Annotated in this window: 5 protein-coding genes; 3 read left to right on the forward strand and 2 right to left on the reverse strand. The window is 54.6% G+C overall.

The features are described 5' to 3' along the window. Nucleotides 1-25: 25 nt before the first annotated feature. Entirely contained in the window at nucleotides 26-7,255 is a 7,230-nt protein-coding gene (locus RC85_RS22330; protein WP_238383204.1) for a tandem-95 repeat protein, read from the forward strand. Nucleotides 7,256-7,330: 75 nt separating this feature from the next. Continuing rightward, nucleotides 7,331-8,017 (forward strand): PEP-CTERM sorting domain-containing protein, encoded by a 687-nt coding sequence (locus tag RC85_RS22335; protein WP_068266963.1) that lies wholly within the window; start codon nucleotides 7,331-7,333, stop codon nucleotides 8,015-8,017. A gap of 1,595 nt (nucleotides 8,018-9,612) precedes the next feature. Here the strand turns inward: RC85_RS22335 and RC85_RS22350 are convergent. Beyond that, complete coding sequence (locus tag RC85_RS22350) at nucleotides 9,613-10,497, reverse strand: GGDEF domain-containing response regulator (RefSeq protein WP_068266966.1); 885 nt, start codon at nucleotides 10,495-10,497, stop codon at nucleotides 9,613-9,615. Next, nucleotides 10,478-10,735, reverse strand: a complete 258-nt coding sequence (locus RC85_RS27660) for a hypothetical protein (protein WP_068266967.1) — start codon at nucleotides 10,733-10,735, stop codon at nucleotides 10,478-10,480. Before RC85_RS27660 ends, RC85_RS22350 begins: the two co-directional genes overlap by 20 nt. 499 nt (nucleotides 10,736-11,234) lie before the next feature. Between RC85_RS27660 and RC85_RS22360 the strand changes: the two genes are divergently transcribed. After that, complete coding sequence (locus tag RC85_RS22360; protein WP_068266968.1) at nucleotides 11,235-11,987, forward strand: aspartate dehydrogenase domain-containing protein; 753 nt, start codon at nucleotides 11,235-11,237, stop codon at nucleotides 11,985-11,987. Nucleotides 11,988-12,658: the final 671 nt, after the last annotated feature.

Genomic DNA, 12,658 nt, shown 5'->3' on the forward strand with positions numbered 1-12,658 from the left:
GATTGCGGCGGGCACGTTCCCGACGGTGGATGAAGACGAGACGTTTGGCGGGACGTTGACCAACGCTCCTTCTGGACCGACCGACATTCCGATCAGCACGTTTGCGACCGACGTGGATGACATGTTGACGCCCGGTTCTTTGAGCTTCACCGGTGTGACGGTCGAGGGTGTCGCGCAAGCGGACCTTGCGACTGCGGGAATCACGTACAACGACACCACCGGTGCGTTCGCCTTTGATGGCGGTGCGGCGGTTTACCAGTCGCTCAACGCTGGTGAAGAGATTCCTGTTGTGGTGACGTTCGAGGCTACCGACGGTGACCTGACGGACACCGGATCGGTCACCTTCACGGTGCGTGGCGTGAATGATCCGCCGCAGGTGACTTCGGTCGATCCGGCGGTCGATACCGAAGGCGACACGGGAACGCCTGATGTGGTCACGATCGATCTGTTTGACGAATTGGTGACTGCTTCGGATATCGACGATGCCGACACGCCATCGCTTGACGGCAGCAGCATCGCAGTCGCTGCTGCGACGGGTTCGGCGACGGCCAACACGAGCCTGATCAGCGTGAACAGCGGCACCGGTGAGATCAGCTACGACCGTGCAGCGTTCGACTTCCTAGACGCAGGCGAAAGTGCGATTTATGAGGTCAGCTTCGACATCGTTTCGGGCACTGATACGGTTCCGCAGACGGTCACGCTGACGATCAACGGTACCAACGATGGTCCGGTGGCCAACGTGATTGCGGCGGGCACGTTCCCGACGGTGGATGAAGACGAGACGTTTGGCGGGACGTTGACCAACGCTCCTTCTGGACCGACCGACATTCCGATCAGCACGTTTGCGACCGACGTGGATGACATGTTGACGCCCGGTTCTTTGAGCTTCACCGGTGTGACGGTCGAGGGTGTCGCGCAAGCGGACCTTGCGACTGCGGGAATCACGTACAACGACACCACCGGTGCGTTCGCCTTTGATGGCGGTGCGGCGGTTTACCAGTCGCTCAACGCTGGTGAAGAGATTCCTGTTGTGGTGACGTTCGAGGCTACCGACGGTGACCTGACGGACACCGGATCGGTCACCTTCACGGTGCGTGGCGTGAATGATCCGCCGCAGGTGACTTCGGTCGATCCGGCGGTCGATACCGAAGGCGACACGGGAACGCCTGATGTGGTCACGATCGATCTGTTTGACGAATTGGTGACTGCTTCGGATATCGACGATGCCGACACGCCATCGCTTGACGGCAGCAGCATCGCAGTCGCTGCTGCGACGGGTTCGGCGACGGCCAACACGAGCCTGATCAGCGTGAACAGCGGCACCGGTGAGATCAGCTACGACCGTGCAGCGTTCGACTTCCTAGACGCTGGCGAAAGTGCGATTTATGAGGTCAGTTTTGATGTCGTCTCGGGTACCGACACGGTCTCGCAGAGCGTCACGCTGACGATCAACGGTACCAACGATGGTCCGGTTGTCGACACGATCGCTCAGACGAACCTTGACGAACAGACTGACACGGACGACATCACTGCTGACATTGACGTAACGTTCACCGATGTCGACCTAACCGACGTCGGTCACACGGCCTCGATCACCGGCGTGACCACTGTTGGCACAACGACCGGCTTGGACTTGGATGCCACGGCGCTGACTGGCTTGATCTCGGTCGGGACGGTGACCAAGGCGAGCGGCACCGACAATGGCGACGTCACGTTGACGTTCACGGCGGGATCAACGGCGTTTGATTACTTGGCCGACGGCGAAGTTTTGACGCTGACCTACACCGTCGAGATTGATGACGAGGAAGGTCTTGGCAACTCAACGGGGACGCAGACGTTCGTCGTCGAGATCACCGGCACCAATGATGCCCCGGTCGTCGACACGATCGCTCAGACAAACCTTAATGAACAGACTGATACGGACGATATCACTGCTGACATTGACGTCACGTTCACCGATGTCGACCTGACGGATGTCGGTCACACGGCCTCGATCACCGGCGTGACCACTGGTGGCACAACAACCGGCTTGGACTTGGATGCCACGGCGTTGACTGGCTTGATCTCGGTCGGCACGGTGACCAAGGCGAGCGGTACCGACAATGGCGAAGTAACGTTGACGTTCACGGCAGGATCAACGGCGTTTGATTACTTGGCCGAGGGCGAAGTTCTGACGCTGACCTACACCGTCGAGATTGATGACGAGGAAGGTCTTGGCAACTCAACGGGGACGCAGACGTTCGTCGTCGAGATCACCGGCACCAATGATGACCCGTCGGTCACCGTAGTAGATGTAGATGGTGCTGTTACCGAGACAGCCGATCAGGCTGATGATGCGACCGTGCTGAGTGATGTTGGTTCAGTCGTATTTACGGACGTGGATCTTACTGATCGGCCAACGGCGAGCGAAGCAACATCCAGTGTGTCAGCGATTCAGCAGGGTGGCGGAACGCTTGTTTTGACTGGAACACAAAGGGACACGATCGAAAACGCGTTCTCCATTGCCGAGGATAGTGGCAACACCAACAATGGAACCGTTACCTGGGATTATTCGATCACCGAAGGTGAATTAGATTTCTTAAGGGCCGGAGATGTTGTCACCGCAGTGTTCGCGATCACGGTCACGGATGATGATAACTCCACTGCATCCCAAGATGTAACGATTATCGTCACTGGCACCAATGATAGCCCTGACACCGTCGCAGACACCTATCTGACCGCTGCGGGTTCTCCGCTGAGTGTTGTGCAAGCGTCAGGCTTGCTTGCCAATGACAGCGATGTTGATGGGCCGCAGTCCGCGTTGTCGGTCACTCAGGTCACTGGGAATTCGAGTACCGCAAGCGTGGGAGACCCTCTGTTCTTGCAAAAGGGAACCGTCGTTGTTCAAGTAGACGGCTCGTTCACGTTCAATCCCAATCCGGGAGCTGTTGGACTCGAAACGTTCCAGTACGCCGTCAGGGATTTCGAGGGAGCAACCTCAACCGAAACGGTGACGATCGCCATTCTCTCGGGGAACAACAGTCCGATTGCGATTGGTGATTTCGCGAATACGGTCGGTATGCTGCCCGTCGATGTCCAAGTGCTGACCAACGATTTTGATCTTGATGGCGACAACCTGACGATCACTCACATCAACGGAATGGAAATCGGTTCGACGGGCGGGCCTGCCGTTGGTGACAATGTCGATATCGGCATCGGCGATGTGACGATCAAAAACACCGATGACTCGGGAAGCGGTGCGTTCACCTTCACACCGATCGCCGGCTTCAGCGGTCTGGCCGCGTTCAGCTACCGCGTCACCGACGGCAACGGCGGTATCGCCGCGGCTCAGGTGCTGATCAACGTGGCCGCACCGGCGAATCAGGCACCCCTTGCGGTCGATGATGCGTTCACGATTGGTGAAGATCCGACCAGCCCGCTCAGTGGCAATGTCTTGAGCGATAACACGGTTGCCCCAGACCCGATGGCCCAAGACAGTGATCCCGATGGCGATCCATTGGTGGTCAGCTTGGTCAGCACCACCGCCAACGGCGACCTGACACTCAACTCCGACGGTAGCTTCAACTATCAACCCGATGCCGACTTCAACGGCACCGACCAGTTCATCTACCTGATCCAAGACGGAAACGGCGGCGTCGATACCGCCACCGTCACAATCAACATCTCCGCCGTCGACGACGCAGCCGACATCAATGGTGTGGACCTGGGCAGCATCGACGAAGACAGCAGCATCACGTTCAGCGACGCCGATCTACTAGCAGGTAGCAGCGACGTCGACAGCGTGCTGACTGTCGATAGCGTGGCTCTGGCTACAGGCATGGGCACGCTGACTGACAACATGGACAGCACCTACACATTCGCCCCAGATGCGGATTGGAACGGCGAAGTGGAGTTCACCGTGACGATCTTAGGAACGGACGTGACTTCGAGCTTGACGGTCACCCCGGTCAACGACGCACCAGTGGCCGTCGATGGAACCGCTTCGACTGATGAAGATGTGGCCATCACCGCCGGTGACTTGACTGCTGACGTGACGGATGTCGATAGCACGGGCCTGACTTATGTAACTCTGACTCAGCCGACCGACGGCACCTTGGTGCTCAACGGCAACGGCAGTTTCAGCTACACGCCGGACGCGAACTTCTTCGGCAGTGACAGCTTCACTTATCGGGTGCTCGATGGCAGCGGTGGCTCCGACGAAGCGACCGTCAACATCACGGTCACCTCGGACAACGATCTGCCGACCGCCGATGACCAGAGCGTCAGCGTCGACGAGAACACTCCGGTGGCGATCGTGCTCACCGGCAGTGACGTCGAGACCGATCCGCTGACGATCTTCGCGGTCGTGGATCAACCAACCAGCGGCACGCTTTCGGGCACCGCCCCGAACTTGACGTACACGCCGAACGCCAACTTCTTCGGCAGCGACTCCTTCACCTTCACGGTCGAAGACGCCGATGGCGGAGTGAGCAGCACCGCGACGGTCTCGATCAGCGTGGGCAGCGTCAACAGCACACCGGTGGTCGACAACTTGATCACCGCTGCCGATGCGACCGAAGGGACCGCTTACAGCTTGCCGGTTCCGACCAACACCTTCAGCGATGTCGAAGATGCGACGTTGACGCTGAGTGCCAGCGGCCTGCCGTCTTGGCTCAGCTTCGATGGCAGCGAGTTCAGCGGCACACCACTCAACGGCGATGACGGTACCACCACGATCACGGTGACCGCGACCGATAGTGAAGGTGCGAGCGTCGACACGACGTTCGACCTAACGGTTCTGGCGGTCAACGACGCCCCGGTTGCCGTCAACGACAGTGCGACCACGGCCGAAGATACACCGGTCACGATCGATGTGTCGGCCAACGACACCGATGTTGATGACGCCTCGCTGACGGTATCGCTGGAAACCGGTGACACCGCTCCTGCCGGCGGCAGCGTTGCGGTGGTCGGTAACAGCGTGGTTTACACGCCGACAGCCGACTTCTTTGGCAGCGACACGTTCACCTACACGGTCACCGATGCTGGCGGAGAGACCGGCACCGCGACGGTCAACGTCACGGTCACCCCGGTCAACGATGCACCGACGGTTGATGCAGTGGTGGCGCTCGCTGATTCAGATGAGGACGTTGTGGTGACGATCAATGCGGTCGACTTGTTGGCTGGTGCTTTGGATGACGATGGCGACACGCTTTCGGTGGCGAATTTGACTGCCAGCAGCGGGGCAATCGTTGACAACAATGATGGAACCTTCGAATTCACGCCCGCCGCGGACGATGATACCGATGTGACTTTCAACTACGACGTCACTGATGGAATTGATACTGTGATGCAGTCGGCCACCCTGGATCTCTTGCCGGTGAATGACGACCCAGTCGTTCTGGATCAGATTTTTAGCGTTGACGAAAACTCATTGTTGGGCGTTGATGTTGACAACATTCTTGGTGGCAACCAAGTCTTGTTTAGCGACGTCGAAGGTGACATGTTTGATTTCGCTCTTAGCGGAACCGGTGCAAGCGACTTTGCGATTAACATGCTGACCGGAGCAATTACGGTTGCTAACTCGTCCAACTTTGAAATGACACCGACCTACGACCTGACCGTAACGGTAACGGATAACAATGATTCGACGTCGTCCACCTCAGCAACTGTGACGATCAATGTCAACGACATTAACGAGACTCCGGTCGCGACCGACGATAGCGTTAATGGTGTCAATACTGCGATGCAGATCTTTGACGTACTCGCCAACGATGTTGATCCGGATGGTGATATCCTCGCGGTCAGCATTGATGGGACGACCTTGTCCGTCGGTTCTACGGTAACGCTACCTAGTGTCGGCACATTGACGTACATCGGTAATGGTACGATGTCCTTCCAGGCCTTTGCTGGGTATCAAGGTAACAGTACGTTCGACTACACGATCTCTGATCCGGACGGTTTAACCGATGTTGGAACGGTGACGCTGGCTATCATAGATGGCAGTACGGCCGGCGCGGTTGCGGTTGATGACAACTTCATGGTTGCCGAAGACGGCGTGTTGTCCGTCCCAGCGGCGACTGGCGTACTTTCCAACGAGACTAACACCGCCGGACTCGGGCTAACAGCTTCGTTGGAATCATTTCCGAGCAATGGGACTGTTTCCATGCTTTCAACCGGCTCATTTGTCTACACGCCAATCGCGAACTTTGTTGGGCAGGATTCATTCACCTACCGACTGACCGATTCAATGGGCAACCAGTCAGTCGGAACCGTGACGGTCGATGTGACCAGCGCGAACGATGCCCCGGTGATCACGGTGCCGACAATTCAGCCATTGGCCGAAGACGCTGCGGCTGGTGATTTCGTTGCACAGATTTTGGCGAACGACGGTGATGATGGTTCGCAACCATTGACCTACGATTTGAGTGGTCCCGATGCCGCCGCGTTTGAAATCAGTTCGACTGGCGAGATCACCGTCTCATCATCAGCGGATTTGAATTTTGAGCTCCAAGACACCTATGTGTTCGACGTCGTAGTCAGCGATGGCTCGCCAGCACTGACCAGTACCGCTCAGGTGACGGTCAATTTGGCCGATGTTGCTGAGCCTGGACCAAGAGTCACGCAGGTCTACGTTAACTCAACTGCCTGGGCGGACAACTTCGCTGACGTTTTGGATAATGAAGATCCACTAGATAACACGAATCTCGGATATCCTGTACCGATGAACGGCGATCAATTGCTGACTCTACCTTGGATCAACTTGAACGAAATTGTGTTCTTCTTCGACACGGATGTCAGCCAGAGCATTACGGTGGACGATTTCCGACTCGAGGCTATCGCAGGCGTAAGAGCAGATGAGCTTCCGGGGACTATCCCAGGAATCCTGGCGGTTATTCCAGATGGTGACGCGGTTCGCATCCGACTGAACTCAGCTCTTGACGCATCCCAGGTGACGATCACGGCGTTTGCGGCCGGAATAACTGATGTTGAAGGGAATCAACTTGATGGTGATTACAGCACTTCGCCAACGACCGATTCGGATTCAGGTAACGGAACTGCTGGTGGTGACTTTGTCTTCCAGCTGAACGTACTTCCAGGGGATGTTAATCAAGACAACTTTGTTAACCTTTTAGATACTGGTGCGATTCAGCCGCAAGGGGCAGTTTTCTTCGGGCAGACGGGTTACGACATCCTTCGGGACGTTAACGGGGGCCTCAACGAAAACTCTGTTGATGAAGGTCGAGTCAGTGATCGCGAGGGTTCCAGGCTCTTTTGAGCGATTAAGATTGGTTTAGTTTCACTCCCTTTTGGTCTCGATTGACCGCATTTAGTTTCATAACCGGAGAACAAGATGATTAGATATTTCCTGGCGACGACGGCACTATTAGTTGCCAGTGTCGGCTTAGCGTCATCTGCAAGAGCTGACTTTATCGTGCAGATCGTTGGAACTGACAGTCAAGTCCCTGTCTTTCAGCAGGGATCCACTGGCACAATGCGAGTCCTGATTCACTCGACTGAAGCTGACACTAACCGTACGCTCCAAGGTTTTAATTTGGGGTTCGACTTTGGTTCAGAGGGATTGGGCTTCGAACCATTCTTTGGCAGTTCTGCTAGTGACTTCACACCGGCGTCAGCGATCTTCGGTACGACGTCGATCACGGCAAATCCCGATCGTATCAATTATGACTTTGAGCTGAACGGCTCAGGAGGAAGTCTTCTTCTGGATGAATTCGATAGTCCAACCGATGCTGCGGAGTTAGCAACGATTAGTTTCGAGATTGCTGGAAACGCTGCAGTGGGTTTCTATGACTTTGAATTCGAGTCACCCGCGAACGTACAAACCTTGCTAAGCGGTGTCCAAAGCATCAATTCCACATTTGGGAACAATGTAGTGACCGGTCTTCCAGGTTCAAACGCAATCCTACTCACCCCTCTTGGCGGTCAGTTTCAAATTGTTGCCATACCTGAACCAAGCAGCTTGTTAGCGATTAGTTCGCTGACGGCCGTAGGGCTGTTTGGGCGACGCCGGCGTCGTTAGTTTCGGCAGAATCATTTGCCGAAACTTTCAAAGCCACGATGCCTTTTGAATAGGCGTCGTGGCATTTTTATGGTTAAGCGGTGGCGACTTGTGCCTTCATCAGAGTCACCCGTAAACGTTCACCAGAACTTTTGTATGCACGGCGATGCCCAAAGCCGTAAAGAGTTTGGTCTCGGAAAACACGAGTTAGTTCGTTAAGCCGCGTGGGCATCGCTCCGTGCGTCGTGCTGCCCACGCGGTGTAACGGTTTAGGAACTCTTCATGGCGCTAGGGTTAGGGCTGTTGTCACAGAGCCGATGGAAAAGAGTCTGTAGCCAAACTGGCTGGATAGGCAACATGGTAACTTCGCAGATCGCCAAAACGGCTCTTGATTTTTTCACTCTTGAGGGTTGATGGGGAGGTTTTCAACGCAAGGGCGCGGAGGCGCAAGGTCGCAAAGGTTTTGGAAATAAAGCTTCTTTGCGCCTTCTCGACGTGGCGACTTTGCGTTTTAGTCTTTTGAGTTTAGGTCGCGGGTTGATGGGGGAATTAAAAGTGATTGGAGGGGGAATGTTTGTTGATAACCCCCGTCACCTTTCAGTAGCATGGGCCCCCGGCCCGTGCGTGATCGATGACCAAAGAAGTCAGAAAAAGGGTTGATGGGGAGGTTTTCAACGCAAGGACGCGGAGGCGCAAGGTCGCAAAGGTTTTGGAAATGAAGCTTCTTGGCGTCTTCGCGACGTGGCGACGTGGCGACGTGGCGACTTTGCGTTTTAGTTTTTTGATTTTGCGTCGCGGGTTAACGGGGGAATTAAAAGTGAATGGAGGGGAGAAGTTCACTTATAACCCCCGTCACCTTCCAGTAGCATGGGCCCCCGGCCCGTGCGTGATCGATGACCAAAGAAGTCAGAAAAAGGGTTGATGGGGAGGTTTTCAACGCAAGGGCGCAGAGGCGCAAGGTCGCAAAGGTTTGGGGAATGAAACTTCTTTGCGCCTTCGCGACGTGGCGACTTTGCGTTTAAGTCTTTTGAGTTTAGGTCGCGGGTTGATGGGGGAATTAAAAGTGATTGGAGGGGGAATGTTTGTTTATAACCCCCGTCACCTTCCAGTAGCATGGGCCCCCGGCCCGTGCGTGATCGATGACCAAAGAAGCCAAAAAAGGGTTGATGGGGAGGTTTTCAACGCAAGGGCGCAGAGACGCAAGGTCGCAAAGGTTTTGGAAATGAAGCTTCTTTAAGCCTTCGCGACGTGGCAGCTTTGCGTTTTAGTTTTTTGATTTTAGGTCGCGGGTTGATGGGGGAATCAAAAGTGATTGGAGGGGAGAAGTTCACTTATAACCCCCGTCCCCTTCCAGTAGCATGGGCCCCCGGCCCGTGCGTGATCGATGACCAAAGAAGTCAGAAAAAGGGTTGATGGGGAGGTTTTCAACGCAAGGGCGCGGAGACGCAAGGTCGCAAAGGTTTTGGAAATGAAGCTTCTTAACGCATTCGCGACGTGGCGACTTTGCGTTTTAGATTTTTAGTTTAGGTCGCGGATTGATGCGGGAAATAAAAGTGATTGGAGGGGGGAAGTTCATTTGTTGTCCCGGTCACTTTTTCCGATTTGTGGCAGACCGCCTACGCGGCTTCTTTTGATTTTTGCAGGGCCATGCAGCAAAGATTGAAGGTTTCTTCCAGCGATTCACTTTCGACGGCAACGACACCCGATGATGCGGTCGCACGAAACTTGCAATCATCAGAAAATGCCATCTCGGCACTGGCTAGTCGGCGCTGGAGATCACTCATTTTTGTATTGGCTTGGTCCAAAGTATGGTTGGGCATCAAGGCGATGAATTGTTGACCGCCGAACCTTGCAACCCAAATGTCATCTCGTCGCAGCATCGATAGCAACTCTGCGAACGCTCGTAGCACGGCGTCACCGACCAAGTAACCATGTTCTTCATTGATTTGTGATAGGTGATCCAAATCAAGCATCGCGAACGACATTGGCAAAGAGTTGTACGTTGAACATGACTGCAGTTCGGCAAACTTAGCATGCAGGCTGCGACTATTGGGTAAATGAGTAAGCTGATCAAAATTTGCACTCGCCCCAATTCCACACGCTTTTCGTTGTCGAGCAACCGCCATCTTTAAAGAACGCAGCACTTGCTGCCGAGTGAGTTCGCCTTTGGGAATGTAATCCTGCGCCCCAAGTGTGATCGCCGACATCGCAACCTTTTCGTCATCAACACCCGTCATCACCACAATTGGAATGCGTCCATCAAGTGTTCGAATCTGCTCAATCGAATCGAGTTGCGAACCATCGGGCAACATCAGATCTAAGACACATAAATCAAAATCACCGGTGGACAGCTTCTCAATCGCATCACCCAAACGCAGAACATGTCCGATTTCAAAGGTCACATCGGGATTGTTTCGAAGCATTCTGCGAAAGTCTTGTGCATCAATGTCATCGTCTTCGATCAATAAGACTCGGATCACGTCAGGCAATAATTCTGTCATCGATAAACTCTTCAGAAATGAGCATTTGTTTCCCTTTCCTGTATTGAGAAAAGTAGAACGCAAATGAATGAATGCACAAAACATCACTATGGCAGCAATCTTCTTCGACCGCAAATACTTCTCCATCGAGGTGGCCAATCCAACGCCGTGAAAAGTCTTGATCCAGCAAAAAAACATTGTTTTGTTTCGCCGCGTGGGCATCGCCTGGACCGTCAAGAGTTTTGGTCCCGGAAAACACGGATTAGTCCGTTTAACCGCGTGGGCATCGCCCCGCGCGTTTCGTTCCGCGTGGACGCGCGGGGCGATGCCCACGCGGTTAAACGATTTAGAAACCCTTCACGGGGTTGGGCCCAATTCTTTTGGGGGCAAACAAAAAAATGCGGCGGTGTTTTCTGGTCTTTGCTGGACTGCTAACCTCCGTTGGAGTTCGGTTGGCTAAATCAGGGCAGTGTTTCGTTCCGCGCGTTTCGTTCCGCGTGGACGCGCGGGGCGATGCCCACGCGGTTAAACGATTTGGAAACCCTTCACGGGGTTGGGCCCAATTCTTTTGGGGGCAAACAAAAAGATGCGGCGGTGTTTTCTGGTCTTTGCTGGACTGCTAACCTCCGTTGGAGTTCGGTTGGCTAAATCGGGGCAGTGTTTCGGGGCAGTGCTTTGAGAACGCAAAGGTTCGAGCAACGCAAAGGGCCCAGACCGAATCTGCAATGAAGTCCGCGTACCTTTCTTTCGTGTGAACAATGATGACGAGTGTTGGTTTTTTGGGGTGTGGCAAAATTGGCAAGGAGATGGTGCGTCATCTTCGGGCACAGGCGGATCATTCGGTTGCTTTCGTGCAATCGCCGAACTTTGTTGACGACTTTGATCTTGGTTGCCCCGTCGTTCGACAGCTTGATGAATCCATTTGCCAAGCTGATCTCGTTGTCGAATGTGCAACCGCGGATGTTTTGAAACAGCACAGCGAATTTTATCTTCGCAATTCGGACATGCTGGTTTTCTCGGTGACGGCGTTCAGCGATGAAGCGTTTGCACAGAGAGCACAATCACTTTGCCAAGCGCATGGAACTCATCTCTACATTCCTCATGGCGCGATTCTTGGCCTGGATGGTATTTGCGACGCACGACCGCTGCTGAAGAGTGTGACGATCGACACTATCAAAAGTCCCGCTAGTCTGGGACGCAGCGACAGAGAACGCCAAGTGGTCTACGAGGGCCCGACGCGAGGTGCGTGCGTCGAGTACCCTCGCAACGTCAACGTTCATGCTGCGGTTGCGATCGCTGGGATGGGGTTTGATGACACAAAGTCTCGAATCATTTCTGATCCGGCGGTGACAACCAATTCGCATGCGATCTGCATCGAAGGTGATGGAATTAGCTTTCGCCTAGAAATCAGTTCTACCGCCAGCGGCGGCATTACGGGACGCTACACGCCGGTGTCTGCTTGCGGCAGTCTGGATCGGGTCTTGGGTGGCGGTGAGTTTCGGTTTGTTTGACGTTCGTGAACCGTGATCGCGTGCGGGCAAACGATAAATTTAGATTATGAGCATGCCAACGATCAGGCTCCACTAGTCTCGGTGGGACGAAAGCTCAGTGCCGGGTGCGCGACGGCTTGTCGTTTAGATTTGTCGTTTAGATTTGTCGTTTAAATTTGTCGTTTAAATCATAGTCGCCTTTCGCTCCGCGAAAGATGCGTCGACAAACGCTGCTTTCGCGTAGCGAAAAGTGACACTTCCCGGTGAACGCCACCATTTACCTCCACCGCGCAACGGGGGAGGTCGGACGTTCCAACGGCCGGGAGGGGGCCGAACATGGATGATCGCAAACCCTTTCCCTCGCTTAGAAATGGGCACAAATTAACTTCCATGTTTGGAAGAATCTGTCGCATCATGACCCGCCAGGCTAAAGCTATGAAGTATGCCTATAACTGTTTAACCGCGTGGGCATCGCCGCGTGCGTCGTGCTGGCCCCACAACGCGCGGGGCGATGCCTGGGCCGCTAAATCATTGGGGTTGACATGCATTTACTTGGTTTAGTTTTCATTCCTGTTCAACAGGCCGGAGGCCGACACATTTTTGCCGGTGCGTCAGCCACCGGAATGATTGAGACAAGAACCGCTAGCCCGGAGGGCGACACAACGAAGGCAATCTGCCGCCCTCTGGGCTAT

The organism is Rubripirellula obstinata (assembly GCF_001642955.1).
Classification (GTDB): Bacteria; Planctomycetota; Planctomycetia; order Pirellulales; family Pirellulaceae; genus Rubripirellula; species Rubripirellula obstinata.

Bases quoted from the DNA above. Each gene is read 5' to 3' on its own strand.
- RC85_RS22335 (WP_068266963.1), top strand. From the start codon at position 7,331: ATGATTAGATATTTCCTGGCGACGACGGCACTATTAGTTGCCAGTGTC.
- RC85_RS22350 (WP_068266966.1), bottom strand. From the start codon at position 10,497: ATGACAGAATTATTGCCTGACGTGATCCGAGTCTTATTGATCGAAGAC.
- RC85_RS22360 (WP_068266968.1), top strand. From the start codon at position 11,235: ATGATGACGAGTGTTGGTTTTTTGGGGTGTGGCAAAATTGGCAAGGAG.